Source organism: Pseudomonas eucalypticola, from assembly GCF_013374995.1.
GTDB lineage: Bacteria > Pseudomonadota > Gammaproteobacteria > Pseudomonadales > Pseudomonadaceae > Aquipseudomonas > Aquipseudomonas eucalypticola.
Genome location: NZ_CP056030.1, coordinates 6,131,756 through 6,150,279 on the forward strand (window position 1 = coordinate 6,131,756; position 18,524 = coordinate 6,150,279).

The window sequence follows — 18,524 nt, forward strand, 5'->3', positions numbered from 1 at the left end:
CGTGTGAAAAAAAAGCAAAAACCTGGCCGTCAGCTCACGACAGTTTCGAAACGACTGGCGCCCGGCAGCTCCAGCACCAGTTCATCACCCGGGTTCAGCGCCCCCACCCCGGCCGGCGTGCCGGTCAGAATCACGTCGCCGGCCAGCAGCGAGAAGTTGGCCGCCATGTACTGGATCATCGGCACGATGGGGTTGAGCATCAGGTTGCTGTTGCCGTCCTGGCGCACTTCACCGTTGATGGTCAGACGGATCGGGATGTCGGTCACGTCCGGGAAAGTACTGCCCACCACGAATGGGGCCAGCACACAGGCGCCATCGAACGCCTTGGCCAGCTCCCATGGCAGGCCTTTTTCCTTGAGCTTGCTCTGCACGTCACGCAGGGTCAGGTCCAGGGCCGGAGCGAAACCGGAAATGGCATCCAGCACTTCTTCTTCCGTGGGCCTGGTGGACAGGGACTTGCCCAGCAGCACGGCGATTTCCGCTTCGTAATGCACCGAACCCCGGTCGGTGGGGATCTTGAACCCGCCTTCGGTTGGCACCACGCAGCTGCCCGGCTTGATGAACAGCAGCGGTTCGGTGGGCACGGGGTTGTTGAGTTCCTTGGCGTGCTCGGCGTAGTTGCGCCCGATGCACACCACCTTGCCCACAGGAAAATGAATATGGGTACCGTCGAGGTATTGGTGTTGATAGCTCATTGCCCGACTCCTTGATGGGAAAACTGCGAATCAAACAGCAAAGATCTTGCCCGGATTCATGATGCCGTTGGGGTCGAACACCGCCTTCAGGGCTTTCATGTACTGGATTTCCGCTTCGCTGCGGCTGTAGTTCAGGTAGTCCCGCTTGACCAGCCCCACGCCGTGCTCGGCCGAAATGGAGCCGTTGTACTTCTGCACGGTCTCGAATACTGCCTTGTTGACGCTGACGCACTTGGCGAAGAACGCTTCCTTGTCCAGGTCTTCAGGCTTGAGGATATTGAGGTGCAGGTTGCCGTCACCGATGTGGCCGTACCAGACCACTTCGAAGTCGGGGTAGCTTTCACTGACGATCGCGTCAATTTCCTTCAGAAACGCCGGCACCTGGGCCACCGTCACCGAGATGTCGTTCTTGTAGGGCGTGCGGTGCGAGATGGTTTCGGAGATGTACTCACGCAGTTTCCAGAGGTTGGCCAGCTGCTGCTCGCTCTGGCTCATCACCCCATCGATGACCCAGCCTTGCTCGACGCAGTGCTCGAAGGTGGCCAATGCCTCGTTGGACACTTGCTCGGTAGTGGCCTCGAACTCCAGCAAGGCATAGAACGGGCATTCGGTAGTGAACGGCGGCGGCACATCGCCCCGGGCCATGACCTTGGCCAAGGCCTTGTCGGAAAAAAATTCGAAGGCGGTAAGGTCCAGTTTGCCGCGAAACGCATGCAGCACTGGCATGATCGAATCAAAGTCCGGTGTGCCCAGCACCATGGCGGTCAGGTTCTTCGGGGCCCGGTCCAGGCGCATGGTGGCTTCCACGACGAAGCCCAGGGTGCCTTCGGCGCCGATGAACAGCTGGCGCAGGTCATAGCCGGTAGCGTTCTTGATCAGGTCCTTGTTCAGCTCCAGCAAGTCCCCCTTGCCGGTGACCACTTTCAGACCAGCGACCCAATTGCGGGTCATGCCGTAGCGAATGACCTTGATCCCACCGGCATTGGTGCCGATGTTGCCGCCAATCTGGCTGGAGCCCGATGAGGCGAAGTCTACCGGGTAGTAGAGGTCGTGGTCCTTGGCCAGGTTCTGCAATTGCTTGGTGATGACCCCAGGTTGGCACACCACTGTCCGATCAACGGTGTTCACGGCGCCTGTCTTGTTCATATAGTCGAACGACACCACCACTTCGCCATTGGTGGCCACCGCGGCGGCGGAAAGGCCGGTGCGCCCGCCAGACGGTACCAGCGCCACCTTGTGGGTGTTGGCCCAGCGCACGATGGCCTGAACCTGCTCGGTAGTCTTGGGGAACACGATGGCACTGGGGGCAGGGGCGAATTGTTTCGTCCAGTCCTTGCCGTAAGCCTCCAGCGAGTCGGCATCGGTGAGTACTTTGCCGGGGTCGACCAGGGTGTGAAGCTCTTCAAGAAACGCAGAATGGGTCATTGCTGAACTCTCGAACTGTTCATAGTCACCCTGAGTACTCTTCACGTCCCAGGGATGGGCTTACCAAGGGGGGATATGCTAGCATACGCCCCCCCGCTAATCGTGCTTCCGGCCGATCCGCGATCGCTACACTTCCTGCCATTTTTCTCCGGGACACAGGTTTACGCAGATGAGCAAGACTTCTCTCGATAAGAGCAAGATCAAGTTCCTTCTTCTCGAAGGCGTCCACCAATCCGCCGTCGACGTTCTCAAGGCCGCCGGGTATTCGAATATCGAGTACCACACCAAGTCGCTGCCCGAGGCCGAGCTGAAGGAAAAGATCGCCGATGCTCACTTCATCGGTATCCGCTCCCGCACCCAGCTGACCGAAGAGCTCTTCGATTGTGCGAAAAAACTGGTCGCCGTCGGCTGCTTCTGCATCGGCACCAACCAGGTTGACCTGGACGCGGCTCGCGAGCGCGGTATCGCCGTGTTCAACGCGCCGTACTCCAACACCCGTTCGGTAGCCGAACTGGTGCTGGCCGAGGCCATCCTGCTGCTGCGCGGCATCCCCGAGAAGAACGCTTCCTGCCACCGCGGTGGCTGGATCAAGAGCGCGGCCAACTCCTTCGAGATCCGTGGCAAGAAGCTGGGCATCGTCGGCTACGGCTCCATCGGTACCCAACTGTCGGTACTGGCCGAAGGCCTGGGCATGCAGGTGTTCTTCTATGACACCATCACCAAACTGCCGCTGGGCAACGCTACCCAGGTAGCCAGCCTGACCGAACTGCTGGGCATGTCCGACATCGTCTCGCTGCACGTACCTGAAACCGCCGCCACCCAGTGGATGATCGGCGAGAAGGAAATCCGCGCCATCAAGAAGGGTGGCATCCTGATCAACGCTGCCCGTGGCACCGTGGTCGAGCTGGACCACCTGGCAGCCGCCATCAAGGACCAGCACCTGATCGGCGCGGCCATCGACGTGTTCCCGGTGGAGCCGCGCTCCAACGACGACATCTTCGAAAGCCCGCTGCGCGGCCTGGACAACGTGATCCTGACCCCGCACATCGGTGGCTCCACTGCCGAGGCCCAGGCCAATATCGGCCTGGAAGTGGCCGAGAAGCTGGTCAAGTACAGCGACAACGGTACCTCGGTTTCGTCGGTCAACTTCCCGGAAGTGGCCCTGCCAGCTCACCCGGGCAAGCACCGCCTGCTGCACATCCACGAAAACATCCCGGGCGTGCTCAGCGAGATCAACAAGGTGTTCGCCGAGAACGGCATCAACATCTCCGGTCAGTTCCTGCAGACCAACGAGAAAGTCGGTTACGTGGTCATCGACGTCGACGCCGAATACTCGGACCTGGCCCAGGCCAAGCTGCAACAGATCAACGGCACCATTCGTAGCCGCGTTCTGTTCTAAGCACACCTGCGTCATGAAAAAGGGGAGGCCTTCGGGCCTCCCCTTTTTTGCTTTCATACTTTTTCATCTGGTCCTGCGGGGGGGGGCCAGGAGGCACGTTATTTAACCGTAACGGTGATCTTCTTCGATTCCACCGCCGGCTTGAACGGCACATGGAAGCGGTCCGCCAGCAGCAGTTGCAAGGTGTGCTTGCCCGGGGCCAGGGTCAGGGTGGTCTCGGTCTGCGCCTTGCCGAAGTGCAGGATATGGTCGGTTACCGGGAGCGGCTGGTCGGCTGGCGGTTGCTGGTCAACGTCTACCAGCAGGTGGTGGTGGCCGGTGTTCGGGGTCGGGTCGCCAGCCGGGGCCAGCTTCATGCCTTCGATGCCGAATTTGACGGTGAAGGTCTTGTCGACGGTAGCACCGTCGGCAGGGGAAACGATGAACACCTTGGCACCCGCTGGCGCTTCGACACTTTTCAGGTCATCGGCACTGGCCAGCAACGAGGCGCCCATCAGCAGTCCAGCAACGGCAGCGCGGCAAAAAAGAGATTTCATCGGGGAACTCCAGGATATGTTTCCGGTTTTGTCTGGAAACACCTTAGCCTATTTCGTCAGGGTACGGCGCGCTGGAAGGCCTGTGCCAGAGCAGGTTTCATCTAGTTTTCCAACGCTGCCAGCGCCTGGGCGGCCTCGGCCAGCTGTTGCTCGTTGAATACCTGCACCCCTTCACGTCGCAACAGTGCCGCGGTAACGCCTTCACCCTGCACCTTGGTGGCGGTGAACGTCCCGTCGTAGGTCAGCGTATTTCCGCACGAGGGGCTGTTGGCCTTGAGCACCGCGACGCGGATGCCATGCCGGCGTACCGCCTGCAGCGCCAGCTGGGCGCCGCGCATGAAGGCAGCGGTGAAGTCCTCGCCCGCCGCTGTCAGCACCAGCGCTTGCCCTTCCAGCACCTGCATACCCTGGCCACCCGGAATCTCGGCCGCCGGGCGCGGGGTGGGCAAGCCTCCGGCCACCTCGGGGCACAGGCCAACGACACGGCCTTCGGCCAGCCACGCGTCGAGCTGGTCGAAGGGGCCGCTGGCACCGCCGTCATAGCGCACCCGGTGGCCCAGCAGGCAGCGGCTGACCAGCACCTTGTGCATATCAGAAGGGCTCGTTGCCACGGCGGCGGAACCAGCCCGTCAACGACAGGCGGTCATGCATGGCCGGCATGACTTCATGGGGCACTTCACCCGACAGGAATACCACCAGGCAGCCGCCGGTCGGCGCGACGTCGTGCTCGCGATCCTGTTCGAGGTACATACGCAGTTGCCCGCCGTGTTCCGGGGCCCACGCCTCGTTCAGGTAGACAACCGCCGAGACCATGCGCCGGTCGTCATCCCGGAAGCGGTCCACATGCTTGCGGTAAAAGGCCCCGGGCGGGTACAGGGCGAAGTGGCACTCAAAATCCTCCAGGCCCAGGAACAGCCCGCGGTTGAGGGCTTCGCGCAGGGCATCCATCAGCGCCAGGTACTGGTCGCAGGCGCTCGACTCACCGGACTCCAGCCACTGGATACGGTCGCCGCGAATACCCTCGCGGATTTCCTGCGCGGGGCCACGGCCGACCGCGGCAGGTGCCAGCTCGCCTTGGGCCGCACGCTGGCGACACTCGGCCGCCAGCGCCGCGACAAGGGCCGGGGGCAGGAACAAGTCCTGCTGCGACCACCCGCGCTCGGCCAGGTCGTCGACGATAGAGAGCAGCAGCGGATGATCAGAGGATATTTGCATGCCGCGCATAGTATCCATGTGCCCACGAAACGGACAGAGCCACTTGGCCCCCGACGCGCAGCACGTCGATTATGTTGCGCCGCTTGTTACGAATTCTCGACAAAGCCCTGCCCGGCCACGGACAATGGCGGCCTGCCGACAGGAGTCCCTGATGCGCCGTTTGTTTTTCCTTTTGATCATGTGCTGCACCCTGCCTGCATGGGCAGACAGTCACGACCAGTTGTACAAGGTCGCTGGCTGGCCAGAGCAGCGGGCGCATTTCACCGACGCCCTGAAAGCAGCCCAGCAGCGCTACCAGAACAGCTTGCCCCCCGCGGTATTCCAGGCCCTGGTCAATAACAGCGACCAGCGTTTCGCGCCCCAGGCCATGGACCAGCGCGCCGAAACCCGGCTGCGCCAGACCCTTGCCGACCCCAACCCGGCCCTGGCCTTTTTCCAGTCGCCGCTGGGGCGCAAAGTGGTGGCCGCCGAGCTTTTGGCCACCCGCCGCGACCAACTGGCCAAGAACGCCCAGGGCCTGCCGCACATGCAGGTCAGCGATACCCGCGCACTGATCATCGGCCACCTGTCACGCGCCTTGCCCGCCCGCGAGGCCGGCGCCGAAGTCAGCCTGGCCATCGCCGGCGTCGCCGCCGACAGCCTCAGCCAGATGATTCCCGGCCTGCTGGGCAGTGACCAGGCCCAAGGCATGCTCGACGGCCAGCGCCAGCGCCTGATGGGGCAGATCGGCACCGAGCTGGATAACACCCTGCTATATGTGTACCGCGACCTGTCGGACCCGGAACTGGAGGAATTCGCCAACTTCGCCGAGTCGCCCGAAGGGCAGGCCTATTACAAGGCGGCGCTGGCAGCGGTGCGGGCCAGTCTGGCAGTGGGCCAGAGCACGTCGAGTCTCAACCCGCCGAAGCCTGGCACCTGAGACCGCCCAGGTGCTGAACCACATGATCAGGTCAGCGCCCCAGCCACTCACCCACAAATGAAAAATACCGCTCCCTGATCGGTACCACTTCATTGGCCAAATGATGCCGTGCCCCCGGCAGCATCAGCACCTGGGGGCTGCGAAACTTGGCCTGCAGCACACCGAGGTTGTGTTGCCAGTCCACCGTCATGTCAGCGTCGCCCTGCACGATCAGCGGCGAACGCGTGCTGACCGGCGCGGCTTCTATCCGTGGCACCCAGTTGACCAGCGCACCTACCCAGGCGGTAGGAAGACGAATGGGTTGCAACGGGTCTGCCTGCAGGAACGGCATGAATTCAGGGTCATTGGTGTTTTCACTGAAGCGCCGGGCAATGCCGCTGACGAAGGGGCTGAGCAGCCGATAGCTGACCTGGGACCAGCGCCAGCCACGCGGGCGCACCAGCGGCGCCAACAGGATCGCCTGGCCCTGCGCCGGGCTATCGGGGCCGTGGTGCAGCAAATGGTCGAGGACAATCGCGCCGCCGGTGCTCTGGCCCATCAGGTGCCAGGGCTGCGGCAAGCCAATGCTGGCGGCCTCGGCGAACAGGCCGCTCAAGGCCGCCTGGTAGTCGTCGAAGTCATCGATGCGTGCCCGTTCGCCACTGGACAGCCCGTGGCCTGGGAGGTCGCCCGAAATCACCGCGAAACCATGCTCCAGCGCCCAACGGATCACGTGCCGATACAGGCCCATGTGATCATAGAAACCATGCAGCAGCACCAGCGTCGCGACCGGTGATGGCGGTAGCCAGACCTGGCTTACCAGCTCGTAACCGGCTGCCTCGAAACGGCCCAGCCAGGTCTGGCACGGCAGGTCGATGCCGTAGAAGCGCTGGTAGGCCATCGCTTCCTCGGAGAGAGGCAGGTGGGCGGCCAGGGGCTTGAGGCTTGCGCGAAGCGCGTCTGGCCGGAACGTGGCGGGCATAAGGTCTCGCAGCGGTAAGCGAATAAACACACCTCCGATATTCTTCTCTATGGCCAGGCATGGCAAGCTGGGTGTCCTGTTACGGATCGAGCCTTTATGTCTGCCTCGCGCCGCAAAACCCTGCTCCTCACCCTGCTGGCCCTGATCTGCGTGGCCACGCTGTGGCTGGCCTATGACTGGTTCGAGTCCCGCTACATCCGAGCGTTCAGCGAACATGCCACACTTTTCGAAGGCGACCGCCTGCAACTGCCCCCGGCACTGGCCGGCCCCGGCCCGATCCGCCTGGTGCATTTCTGGGAGCCGGCCTGCCCGTGCAACGTGGGCAACCAGCAGCACCTGAGTGAGTTGCAGGCACATTTCGGCCCCCAGGGCGTGACGTTCTACAGCGTGCAGAAAACCGGCAGCCACGGCCAGCTACCGGCCAATCTGGACAGTTTCAAGGCCCTTGCGGCCATCCATGGCAGCGAAGGCGTGCCGGCCAGCCCCGCCGTGGCAATCTGGGACCAGAAAGGCCAGCTCGCCTACTTCGGCCCCTACAGCGAAGGCGCGACCTGCGATTCGAGCAACAGCTTCATTGAGCCGATTCTCAAGGCGCTGACCGAAGGGCGTGCCGTGAACGCCACCCATACCCTGGCCCAGGGTTGCTATTGCCCGTGGGACAGTGCCGGGCCATGAGGCATCACTAAAGGACTTCCGATGAAACGCAGCCTCACCGTCCTCGCCGTTCTGATCGCCGCCGCCGTTGGCGGCGGTGCCTGGTACATCCACGGCAAGCAACCTCGACGCAGCGGTGAAATAGCCCTGCAACATCTGCAGGCGCCCGTCAGCGTGCGCTATGACGGGCGCGGTGTGCCGCACATCCAGGCGCAGAACCAGGCCGACCTGTACCGCGCCCTGGGCTACGTACAGGCCCAGGACCGCTTGTTCCAGATGGAGATGATGCGCCGCCTGGCCCGCGGTGAACTCGCCGAGGTGCTGGGGCCCAGGCTGGTAGCCACCGACACCCTGTTCCGCAGCCTGCGCATTCGCGACCAGGCCGAGGTCGCCCTGGCTCGCGAAGATCGCCAGTCACCCAGTTGGAAAGCCATAGAGGCCTACCTGGATGGCATCAACCAATACCAGGCCAGCCACCCTAGCCCCATGGAGTTCGATGCGCTGGGGATTACCCCGCGGCCCTTCACGGCCCAGGACATCTTCAGCGTCACCGGCTACATGGCCTACAGCTTCGCCGCCGCCTTCCGCACCGAGCCCATGCTGACATTCGTGCGCGACCAACTGGGCGCCGGGTACCTGAAGGTATTCGACATCGACTGGCACCCCCAGGGTGCGTTACCACTGGCGGCCGAGGACTGGAAAAGCCTGAACACCATGGCACGCCTGAGCCAGCAGGCACTGCAAGAGGCCGGCCTGCCCCAGTTCGAAGGCAGCAATGCCTGGGTGATCGCGGGCAACCGCACCGCCAGCGGCAGACCGCTGCTGGCCGGCGACCCGCACATCCGCTTCTCGGTGCCCTCGGTATGGTATGAGGCCCACCTGTCCGCACCGGGCTTCGAACTTTACGGCTACCACCAGGCACTTGGCGCCTTCGCCACCCTGGGCCAGAACAAGGAGTTCGGCTGGAGCCTGACCATGTTCCAGAACGACGACCTGGACCTGGTGGCCGAAAAGGTCAACCCAGGCAACCCGAACCAGGTCTGGTACCACGACCAGTGGGTAGACCTGCAAACCACCCAGGAGCAGATAGCCGTCAAGGGTGAAGAGCCGGTGACCATCACCCTGCGCCGCTCGCCCCATGGGCCCATCGTCAACGACGCCTTGGGTAAAGTGGCACCCACCACGCCCATCGCCATGTGGTGGTCGTTCCTGGAGTCGCAGAACCCCATTCTCGAGGGTTTCTACGAAATCAACCGCGCCGACACCCTGGCCAAGATGCGCGCCGCGGCCGCCAAGGTACAGGCGCCGGGCCTGAACTTCATCTGGGCCAACGCCAAGGGTGATATCGGTTGGTGGGCGGCGGCGCAACTACCCATTCGCCCCGCGGGCGTGCAGCCCATGTTCATTCTCGATGGCAGTGGCCGTGATGCCGACAAGCTGGGCTTCTACCCCTTCAGTGCCAACCCCCAGGAAGAAAACCCCGCCCGGGGTTTCATCGTTTCGGCCAACTTCCAGCCGGTGTCGCCGCAGGGCATCGAGATTCCCGGTTATTACAACCTGGCCGACCGTGGCCAGCAGCTGTTCAGCCAACTGAATGACGACAGCGTGAAATGGGACAGTGCCCACGCCCAGGCCCTGCAACTGGGTACCCGCACAGGCTACGCCCAGCGCGTGCTGGCGCCGTTGCTGCCGGTGCTACGGCAGGTGGTGAGCGAACCGGGGGAAAAGGCGCTGGTGGAGCAACTGGGGCGCTGGCAGGGTGACTATCCGCTGGACTCGGTCCCGGCCACGGTCTTCAGCGAGTTCCTCTACGACCTGACCTATGCCGCCATGCACGATGAACTGGGTGACGCCATGTTCGATACCCTGCTGGCCACCCGCGAACTGGACACCGCCCTGCCCCGCCTGGCGGCAGATGAAGACTCCCCGTGGTGGGATGACCGCGCGTCGGCAGCCCATGAGACACGCGCCGATATCGTCCGGCTGGCCTGGGGCAATACCCTGCGCCAGCTCAAGGCAACCCTGGGCGACGACCCTGGCCAATGGCAATGGGGCAAGGCCCATACCCTCACCCATGAACACCCGCTGGGCAGCCAGAAACCACTGGATCGGCTATTCAACGTCGGCCCGTTCGCGGCACCGGGCAGCCATGAGGTACCGAACAACCTGTCCGGGCGGCTGGGGCCTGCGCCATGGCACGTCGGCTATGGCCCTTCGACCCGCCGCGTCATCGACTTCGCCGACCCGGCCCATGCCACCACCATCAACCCGGTGGGGCAAAGCGGGGTGCTGTTCGATGCGCATTACAGCGATCAGGCCCAGGACTACATCGATGGCAAATACCATCAAGTGCTGATTGACCCGGCGGATGTGGCCAACGGAACGGTCAGTACCATGAACCTGGTACCGGCGAGGTAGACGGCTACCCACCCCCTGCCGGTGCCACAGGAAAATGGCGATGCCCTGTAACGAACAAGGCCCCGAAGGGCCTTGTGTCATGCGGCTATCGGCGCTTGCGCACGGCGCGGGTCGGGCTGTTTCCAGCCATCGGCCGCGGCTTCTTCGATGGCCGCCTGAATCGCGCGCTTGCGGCGCTCTTCGGCCCGGCGGGTGAAGAACCACACCAGGAAGGTGAAGATGGAAACGGTCAGCAGGATCAGGCTGGCCACGGCGTTGATCTCCGGCTTCACGCCCAGGCGCACGGCCGAGAACACTTCCATCGGCAGGGTGGTGGAACCCGGGCCCGACACGAAGCTGGCCAGCACCAGGTCGTCCAGCGACAGGGCAAACGACATCATGCCGCCGGCCGCCAGCGAAGGGGCGATCATGGGAATGGTGATCAGCATGAACACTTTCCATGGGCGCGCCCCCAGGTCCATGGCCGCCTCCTCGATGGACAGGTCCAGCTCGCGCAAGCGCGCCGACACCACTACCGCCACATAGGCGGCACAGAACGTGGTGTGGGCGATCCAGATGGTGGCGATGCCACGCTCCTGGGGCCAGCCGATGGCCTGGGCCATGGCCACGAACAGCAGCAACAGCGACAGACCGGTGATGACCTCGGGCATCACCAGCGGCGCGGTCACCAGGCCGCCAAACAGCGTACGGCCCTTGAAGCGCGCCACACGGGTCAGCACGAACGCTGCCAGGGTACCCAGGATCACCGCGGCGATGGCCGTGTAGCAGGCGATTTCCAGCGAACGGGCCACCGAGCCCATCAACTGGGTGTTATCCACCAGGCCCACATACCACTTCACCGACCAGCCGCCCCATACCGTCACCAGCTTGGAGGCGTTGAACGAGTAGATCACCAGAATGACCATGGGCGCATAGATGAACACCAGGCCCAGCACCAGCATCAGGCTGGAAAAACTGAAACGTTTCATACCTTGCCCTCCATCTCTTTGGCCTGACTACGGTTGAAGAGCAGGATGGGCACGATCAGGATCGCCAGCATCACTACCGCCAGGGCAGACGCCACCGGCCAGTCACGGTTGTTGAAGAACTCTTGCCACAGCACACGGCCGATCATCAGGGTTTCCGGGCCGCCCAGCAGCTCGGGAATCACGAACTCACCCACTACTGGAATGAACACCAGCATGCAACCGGCGATGATACCGTTCCTGGACAGCGGCACGGTGATCTTCCAGAAGCTGTTGAAGGTGCTCGAACCCAGGTCGGATGCGGCTTCCAGCAAGCTTTCATCGTGCTTCACCAGGTTGGCGAACAACGGCAGGATCATGAACGGCAGGTACGAATAGACCACGCCGATGTACACCGCCAGGTTGGTGTTGAGGATCTGCAACGGTTGGTCGATCAGCCCCAGCCACATCAGGAAGGCATTGAGCAGGCCGTTGTTGCTCAGGATACCCATCCAGGCGTAGACGCGAATCAGGATCGCCGTCCAGGTCGGCATCATGATCAGCAGCAACAGCACCGTCTGCACTTCCTTGCGGGCACGGGCAATGGCGTAGGCCATGGGATAGCCGATCACCAGGCACAACAGCGTGCTGAAGAACGCCATTTTCAGCGAACCCAGGTACGCGGAGATGTACAGGTCGTCATCGCCCAGCATTGCGTAGTTGCCCAGGTTGAGCAGCAACTGGATCTTCTGGTCGACGTAGGTGTAGATCTCGGTGTACGGCGGAATCGCCACGTCCGCTTCAGCGAAGCTGATCTTCAGGACAATGAAGAACGGCAACATGAAGAACAGGAACAGCCACAGGAACGGCACGCCGATCACCAGTTGGCGGCCACCGGGCGTTATTCGATGCAGGATGCGTTTGATGTTTTTTGTATTCATGAGCGCAGTACCACGCCGCTGTCGTCTTCCCACCACACGTACACCTGGTCATCCCAGGTTGGCCGCGCGCCGCGACGTTCGGCGTTGGCCACGAACGACTGGACCAGCTTGCCGCACGGCAGCTCCACGTAGAACACCGAGTGGCCGCCCAGGTAGGCGATGTCGTGTACCTTGCCGCGCGACCAGTTGTACTCACCGGCAGGCGGCTCGACCGTCACCAACAGTTTTTCCGGGCGAATGGCGTAGGTGATGTGCTTGTCCTGCACCGAAGTGCTGATGCCGTGGCCCACATAGATATTGCGCTCCAGCTCCGGGCTGTGGATCAGCGCATGGCCTTCGGCATCGTCCACCACGTCGCCTTCGAACAGGTTGACGTTGCCGATGAACTCGCACACCAGGCGGCTGGTAGGCGTTTCATAGATGTCGATGGGGCTGCCGATCTGAGCAATCCAGCCCAGGTGCATGATGGCGATGCGCTGGGCCATGGTCATGGCCTCTTCCTGGTCGTGGGTCACCATCACGCAGGTCACGCCCACGCGTTCGATGATCTCCACCAGCTCCAGTTGCATCTGCGAACGCAGTTTCTTGTCCAGCGCGCCCATGGGCTCGTCGAGCAGCAGCAGCTTCGGGCGCTTGGCCAGCGAGCGGGCCAGGGCCACGCGCTGGCGCTGGCCACCGGACAACTGGTGGGGTTTGCGCTTGGCGTACTGGGTCATCTGCACCAGCTTGAGCATCTCGGCCACACGTGCGTCGATCTCGGCCGCCGGGATCTTGTCCTGCTTCAGGCCGAAGGCAATGTTCTGCGCCACGGTCATGTGCGGGAACAGCGCGTAGGACTGGAACATCATGTTGATCGGCCGCTCATAGGGCGGCATGTCGGTGATGTCCACGCCATCGAGGTAGATACGCCCCTCGGTCGGCCGTTCGAAACCGGCCAGCATGCGCAGCAAGGTGGATTTACCCGAGCCGGAGCCGCCGAGCAGGGCAAAGATCTCGCCCTTGTTGATTTGCAGCGACACGTCGTCGACCGCAACCGTCTCGTCGAACTTCTTGGTGACCCGGTCGATTTTGACCAGCACCTGTTTAGGTTGCTGATCGCCCTCGAGGGCTTTCTTATAGGCACCGGAGGCAACTGCCATTAACGAAACTCCCAACAAAATTTTACAGCCCGCCCCGGATAGGCGGACCTTGGATTCTTGCAGCCTGTTCCTTCAGGTCGTATGAAACGGCCAACGACGTCGGCTCCATTACAAATGTGCACGATAGGCCTCTGGTGAGTCCCGGCGGGCACGGCCTTGCAAAATAAAGTGCAACAACTGACTACCTCGTTTCCTGCCTGCGGCAGGCGGCAACGTGCCAACCGTTTGGAAAAAACCGGCGCGCAACTTACCCTTGATGACGCTGAGTCGCAAAAACTATTTCAAATTCAGAAGCCTGCGGTACTGTGCCGAGACCACCGGCACAGTACCCAGGGCATCACAGCCGGCTTACTTGCCCGACTTGATGGTGGTCCAGGTGCGCGTCAGGATGCGCTGGGTCGCGGCCGGCAGGTCGGCGATGGCGTACAGCTTGGCCTGCACGTCAGCCGGCGGGTAAATGCCCGGGTCGCTGGAAATTTCCTTCGCCACCAGTGGCGTCGCCGCGGCGTTGCCGTTCGGGTAGCCCACGGCATCGCTGATTTCAGCCATTACCTTTGGCTGCAAGATGAAGTTCATGAACTTGTAGGCGCCTTCGACGTTTTCGGCATCTTTAGGGATGGCGACCATGTCGTAGAAGCTGCCGGCGCCTTCCTTCGGAATGCTGTAGTTCACGTGCACCTTGTCACCGGCTTCCTTGGCACGGGAAGCAGCCTGCTTGATGTCACCGGAGTAGCCGATGGCCACGCAAATGTTGCCGTTGGCCAGGTCCGAGATGTACTTGGACGAGTGGAAGTAGGCGATCGATGGGCGGATCTTGAGGAACAGGTCCTCGGCCTTCTTGATCTCGTCCTTGTTCTGGGTGTCGGTCTTGAAGCCCAGGTAGTGCAGCGCGGCCGGGATCATTTCGGTCGGCGAGTCGAGGAAGCTGATGCCACAACCCTTGAGCTTGGCAGCGTTCTCGGGCTTGAACACCAGGTCCCAGGAGTTGACCGGGGCGTCGGCGCCCAGCGCCGCCTTGACCTTCTCGGGGTTGTAGCCGATACCGATGGTGCCCCACATGTACGGGAAGGCGTGGGCGTTGTTCGGGTCGCTGACGGACACTGCCTTGAGCAGGTCCTTGTTCAGGTTGCCGTAATTGCTCAGCTTGGATTTGTCCAGCTCCTGGTAGACGCCCGCCTTGATCTGCTTGGCCAGGAAGTTGTTCGAAGGCACGACGATGTCATACCCCGACTTGCCAGCCAGCAGCTTGGCTTCCAGGGTTTCGTTGCTGTCGAATACGTCGTAGACGACCTTGATCCCCGACTCCTTCTCGAAATCCGCGATGGTGTTCGGCGCAATGTAGTCGGACCAGTTGTACACGTGCAGGACCTTGTCGTCCGCGTGTGCCGCACCGGCCATCACACCCATAAGGGACATGGCGAGGAGGGTCTTGCCAAATATCTTCATGCGTAAGGCTCCAATATTTTTTTAATTCCGTCTGTCCAGTAGCCGGGGCAACTGCAACAGCTGCTAGTCTGGCAAGGTCCAAGGCGCCCTTTCAATTAAAAGAGCAACCTTCTGTAGCCCCCCGAACCAAGCCAAGACTAGCACTCAGCCATTCAAAGCCTGCAAGGTCAGATCCAGGCACTTGCGCGCCTTGGTCACCAGCTCGTCGATTTCCTCACGAGTGATCACCAGCGATGGCGCAATGATCATGGTGTCGCCCACGGCGCGCATGATCAGGCCATTGTCGAAGCAGAAGTTGCGGCAGATCATGCCCACACCCATCCCCTCGTACCGTTGGCGCGTGGCTTTGTCCTTGACCAGCTCGATGGCGCCCAGCAGCCCCAGCCCGCGAACCTCGCCCACCAACGGGTGGTCGTTCAGCTCACGCAGACGTTTCTGCAAATACGGTGCCGTTTCTTCGCGCACCCGCTCGATAATTTTCTCGTCGCGCAGGATGCGGATGTTTTCCAGGCCCACGGCAGCTGCCACCGGGTGCCCCGAATAGGTAAAGCCGTGGTTGAAATCGCCACCTTCGGAGAGGGTCTTGGCCACTTCGTCCCGCACGATTACCCCACCCATGGGGATATAGCCTGAGGTCAGGCCCTTGGCGATGGTCATCAGGTCGGGTTCGAGGCCGTAGTAATCACTGCCGAACCACTCCCCGGTACGGCCGAAACCGCAGATCACCTCGTCGGCGACGAACAGGATGTCGTATTTGGCCAGAATCTCCTTGATCTTCGGCCAGTAGGTTTCAGGCGGAATGATCACGCCGCCGGCGCCCTGGATAGGCTCGGCGATGAAGGCCGCGACGGTGTCCACGCCCAGTTCCAGAATCTTCTTCTCCAACTGTTCGGCGGCCCAGGTGCCGAACTCTGCCTCGGACAGGTCGCCGCCTTCGCCGAACCAGTACGGCTGGGCGATGTGGACAATGCCGGGGATCGGCAGGTCGCCCTGCTCGTGCATGCCTACCATGCCGCCCAGGCTGGCGCCGGCCACGGTGGAGCCGTGGTAGCCGTTGATGCGGCTGATGATGACCTTCTTCTCTGGCTTGCCCTTCAGCGCCCAGTAGTGGCGGACCATGCGCAGCACGGTGTCGTTGCCTTCGGAGCCGGAGCCGGTGAAGAACACATGGCTCATGCCGGCTGGCGCGACTTCGGAAACGGCCTTGGCCAGTTCCAGCGCCGGCGGGTGGGCGGTCTGGAAAAACAAGTTGTAATACGGGAGCTCGCGCATCTGTTTCGCCGCCACGTCGGCCAGCTCATCGCGGCCATAGCCCACGGCCACGCACCAGAGCCCGGCCATGCCGTCGAGGATCTTGTTGCCTTCGCTGTCCCACAGGTGCACGCCCTTGGCCTTGGTGATGATGCGCGGGCCTTTTTCCTTGAGCTGCTTGTAGTCGCTGAACGGCGCCAGGTGGTGCTCACCGCTCAGGGCCTGCCACGCTTGGGTTTGCGAATTCTTGTTGCTCATTGCCTTCTCCTCATCGGGGCGAGCCCCGCGTTGATCACACCGCGAACAGCAGGAATTCACGTTCCCATGAGCTGATGACGCGCTTGAAGTTCTCGTGTTCGGCGCGCTTGACCGCGACGTAACCGATGATGAATTTGTTGCCCAGGTACTTCTCGACCGTCTTGCAGTTTTCCATGCGCTCCAGGGCGTCCTCGATGGTCAACGGCAGGCGCAGGTTGCGCCTTTCGTAACCGCGGCCCTGCACCGGGGCGCTGGGCTCGATGCCCTCGACCATGCCGATGTAGCCGCACAACAGGCTGGCCGCGATGGCCAGGTACGGGTTGGCGTCGGCGCCCGGCAGGCGGTTCTCCACACGGCGGTTCTGCGGCGTGGCATCGGGCACCCGCAGGCCTACGGTACGGTTCTCTTCACCCCATTCCACGTTCACTGGCGCCGAGGTGTCGGGCAGGAAACGACGAAACGAGTTCACGTTGGGGGCGAACAATGGCAGCAGCTCGGGAATGAATTTCTGCAAGCCGCCCACGTGGTGCAGGAACAGCTCGCTCATGCTGCCGTCATCGTTGGAAAAGATGTTCTTGCCGGTCTCGATGTCGACGATGCTCTGGTGCAGGTGCATGGCACTGCCGGGTTCGCCGGTCATGGGCTTGGCCATGAACGTGGCGGCCACGTTGTGCTTGAGCGCGGCCTCGCGCATGGTGCGCTTGAACACCAGGATCTGGTCGGCCAGGTGCAAGGCGTTGCCGTGGCGGAAATTGATCTCCATCTGCGCCGTGCCGTCTTCATGGATCAGGGTGTCCAGGTCCAGATGCTGCAATTCGCACCAGTCGTAGACGTCCTCGAACAGCGGGTCGAACTCGTTCGCCGCTTCGATGGAGAACGATTGCCGGCCGGTTTCCGGGCGCCCGGAGCGGCCCACCGGAGGCTGCAGCGGGAAGTCCGGGTCTTCGCAGCGGCGCGTCAGGTAAAACTCCATCTCTGGCGCCACGATGGGTAGCCAGCCCTTGTCGCTATAAAGCTTCAGGACCTTCTTGAGCACGTTGCGCGGCGACAGCTCGATGGGGTTGCCCTGCTTGTCATAGGTGTCGTGGATCACCTGTGCCGTGGGCTCGATGGCCCAGGGCACCAGAAACACTGCGTTCTCGTCTGGCCGGCAGATCATGTCAATGTCGGCCGGGTCCAGCAGGTCGTAGTAAATGTCGTCTTCCACGTAGTCGCCGGTGACCGTCTGCAGCAGAACACTTTCCGGCAGACGCATGCCTTTCTCGGCGATGAACTTGTTGGTCGGCGAGATCTTGCCCCGCGTGATGCCGGTCAGGTCGGCGATCAGGCATTCGACTTCAGTGATCTTGTGCTCTTTCAACCAATCGGTGAGCTGGTCGAGGCTGGTACGCATAAATACCTCAGGGGCTAGATAGCAGTCCTGGACGCGGCTGCGTCGCGTTGGGTCGCACGCTGTCTGCAGGCCTGGCCAAAGGCCTGGAAAATGGCCAGGTAGTGCGGGTTATCCAGCACTTGCCATTCGGGATGCCACTGCAAGCCTAGTGCAAAACCTCCGCCCCCCTCGACCGACACGGCTTCTACCAGGCCATCGGGCGCCACGGCCTCGATGCGCAAACCCGGGGCCACGCGGTCGATACCCTGGGCGTGAATGGAGTTGACCTGCAACTGCGCCGGCAAACCAATGGCCTGTAAAACACCGCCGGGCTGGACAGCCACCGCATGACGCAGGGCATACTGGGCCTCGACCGGTTGGTCCTTGGGCTCACGGTGGTCCATGAAGGTTCCGGTTTCGTGAACCTTCTGGTGCAGCGAGCCGCCCAGCGCCACGTTCAGCTCCTGAAAACCGCGGCAAATGCCCAATACAGGCACGCCAGCGGCCACGGCGGCGCGAATCAGCGGTAGAGTGGTAGCATCACGTTCAGGGTCGTGTAGCGTGCCAGGCGTGCTGTCGGCACCGGCGTAATGGCGCGGCTCTACGTTGGACGGTGAACCGGTAAAGAGAATGCCGTCCAGCCCGTCAAGTATTTGGGTCGGTTTGAACAGTTCGCCGAGCGACGGGATGATCATCGGCAAGCCTGCGGCGGCCACGGCGACCGCGCGGACATATTTGTCACCACAGGTATGGCTGGCGTGCAGGCCGACTGGCTTTATGCAGGCGGTGACGCCGATTGTCGGCAGGCGTGCCATGAGCTCCCCCGGTATTATTGGCGTTATGGGTTGCAAACGAGCTTAGCGTTGTTCATTTTTTTTCACAACACCCCCGTAAAAAATACAACACGGGCTGTTGAATAATTCATCTGAGGGCATTCACGGACGTAAAAAA

Annotated in this window: 17 protein-coding genes; 4 read left to right on the forward strand and 13 right to left on the reverse strand. The window is 62.2% G+C overall.

Annotated elements, in window-relative coordinates:
- Window positions 1-29: 29 nt before the first annotated feature.
- Both HWQ56_RS27605 and HWQ56_RS27610 read right to left on the reverse strand, forming a co-directional pair.
- Entirely contained in the window at window positions 30-695 is a 666-nt protein-coding gene (locus HWQ56_RS27605; RefSeq protein ID WP_176572217.1) for a fumarylacetoacetate hydrolase family protein, read from the reverse strand.
- Window positions 696-725: 30 nt separating this feature from the next.
- Window positions 726-2,120: an FAD-binding oxidoreductase gene (locus HWQ56_RS27610; RefSeq protein ID WP_176572218.1), complete on the reverse strand. Its 1,395-nt coding sequence runs from the start codon at window positions 2,118-2,120 to the stop codon at window positions 726-728.
- 169 nt (window positions 2,121-2,289) lie between these two features.
- Here HWQ56_RS27610 and serA point away from each other — a divergent pair, with 169 nt between their 5' ends.
- The gene (gene serA / locus HWQ56_RS27615; protein ID WP_158157381.1) at window positions 2,290-3,519 is read left to right on the forward strand and encodes a phosphoglycerate dehydrogenase; all 1,230 of its coding nucleotides are present in this window, start codon (window positions 2,290-2,292) and stop codon (window positions 3,517-3,519) included.
- A gap of 98 nt (window positions 3,520-3,617) precedes the next feature.
- Here serA and HWQ56_RS27620 read toward each other — a convergent pair whose 3' ends face one another.
- From HWQ56_RS27620 to HWQ56_RS27630, 3 genes are all read right to left on the reverse strand, one after another.
- A complete protein-coding gene (locus HWQ56_RS27620) occupies window positions 3,618-4,055 on the reverse strand; it encodes a DUF4399 domain-containing protein (RefSeq protein ID WP_158154513.1) in 438 nt (145 codons plus the stop codon).
- Window positions 4,056-4,156: 101 nt separating this feature from the next.
- Window positions 4,157-4,645, reverse strand: coding sequence for a 2-thiouracil desulfurase family protein (locus HWQ56_RS27625; protein WP_176572219.1), 489 nt, complete (start codon window positions 4,643-4,645; stop codon window positions 4,157-4,159).
- A 1-nt stretch (window position 4,646) separates the two neighbouring features.
- The gene (locus HWQ56_RS27630; RefSeq protein ID WP_176572492.1) at window positions 4,647-5,279 is read right to left on the reverse strand and encodes a 2OG-Fe(II) oxygenase; all 633 of its coding nucleotides are present in this window, start codon (window positions 5,277-5,279) and stop codon (window positions 4,647-4,649) included.
- Window positions 5,280-5,421: 142 nt separating this feature from the next.
- Here HWQ56_RS27630 and HWQ56_RS27635 point away from each other — a divergent pair, with 142 nt between their 5' ends.
- Window positions 5,422-6,189, forward strand: coding sequence for a DUF2059 domain-containing protein (locus tag HWQ56_RS27635; protein ID WP_176572220.1), 768 nt, complete (start codon window positions 5,422-5,424; stop codon window positions 6,187-6,189).
- A 31-nt stretch (window positions 6,190-6,220) separates the two neighbouring features.
- Here HWQ56_RS27635 and bipL read toward each other — a convergent pair whose 3' ends face one another.
- Entirely contained in the window at window positions 6,221-7,150 is a 930-nt protein-coding gene (bipL, locus tag HWQ56_RS27640; RefSeq protein ID WP_176572221.1) for a phospholipase BipL, read from the reverse strand.
- Between the two features lie 96 nt (window positions 7,151-7,246).
- Here bipL and HWQ56_RS27645 point away from each other — a divergent pair, with 96 nt between their 5' ends.
- Together HWQ56_RS27645 and HWQ56_RS27650 are read left to right on the forward strand one after the other, a co-directional pair.
- A complete protein-coding gene (locus HWQ56_RS27645; protein WP_176572222.1) occupies window positions 7,247-7,825 on the forward strand; it encodes a DUF6436 domain-containing protein in 579 nt (192 codons plus the stop codon).
- Window positions 7,826-7,846: 21 nt separating this feature from the next.
- Window positions 7,847-10,222, forward strand: a complete 2,376-nt coding sequence (locus tag HWQ56_RS27650) for a penicillin acylase family protein (RefSeq protein WP_176572223.1) — start codon at window positions 7,847-7,849, stop codon at window positions 10,220-10,222.
- Window positions 10,223-10,299: 77 nt separating this feature from the next.
- Here HWQ56_RS27650 and HWQ56_RS27655 read toward each other — a convergent pair whose 3' ends face one another.
- The 7 genes from HWQ56_RS27655 to HWQ56_RS27685 form a co-directional block, all read right to left on the reverse strand.
- Window positions 10,300-11,190 carry an ABC transporter permease subunit gene (locus tag HWQ56_RS27655; protein WP_158154520.1) on the reverse strand — a complete coding sequence of 297 codons (891 nt, stop codon included), beginning with the start codon at window positions 11,188-11,190 and terminating at the stop codon, window positions 10,300-10,302.
- Window positions 11,187-12,107, reverse strand: a complete 921-nt coding sequence (locus tag HWQ56_RS27660; RefSeq protein WP_176572224.1) for an ABC transporter permease subunit — start codon at window positions 12,105-12,107, stop codon at window positions 11,187-11,189. Before HWQ56_RS27660 ends, HWQ56_RS27655 begins: the two co-directional genes overlap by 4 nt.
- The gene (potA, locus tag HWQ56_RS27665) at window positions 12,104-13,246 is read right to left on the reverse strand and encodes a polyamine ABC transporter ATP-binding protein (RefSeq protein ID WP_158154522.1); all 1,143 of its coding nucleotides are present in this window, start codon (window positions 13,244-13,246) and stop codon (window positions 12,104-12,106) included. Before potA ends, HWQ56_RS27660 begins: the two co-directional genes overlap by 4 nt.
- A gap of 348 nt (window positions 13,247-13,594) precedes the next feature.
- Window positions 13,595-14,692 (reverse strand): polyamine ABC transporter substrate-binding protein, encoded by a 1,098-nt coding sequence (locus HWQ56_RS27670; RefSeq protein ID WP_158154523.1) that lies wholly within the window; start codon window positions 14,690-14,692, stop codon window positions 13,595-13,597.
- A 144-nt stretch (window positions 14,693-14,836) separates the two neighbouring features.
- Complete coding sequence (locus tag HWQ56_RS27675; protein ID WP_158154524.1) at window positions 14,837-16,201, reverse strand: aspartate aminotransferase family protein; 1,365 nt, start codon at window positions 16,199-16,201, stop codon at window positions 14,837-14,839.
- Between the two features lie 34 nt (window positions 16,202-16,235).
- Window positions 16,236-17,594 carry a glutamine synthetase family protein gene (locus tag HWQ56_RS27680; protein WP_158154525.1) on the reverse strand — a complete coding sequence of 453 codons (1,359 nt, stop codon included), beginning with the start codon at window positions 17,592-17,594 and terminating at the stop codon, window positions 16,236-16,238.
- Window positions 17,595-17,608: 14 nt separating this feature from the next.
- Window positions 17,609-18,388 (reverse strand): gamma-glutamyl-gamma-aminobutyrate hydrolase family protein, encoded by a 780-nt coding sequence (locus HWQ56_RS27685; RefSeq protein WP_176572225.1) that lies wholly within the window; start codon window positions 18,386-18,388, stop codon window positions 17,609-17,611.
- Window positions 18,389-18,524: the final 136 nt, after the last annotated feature.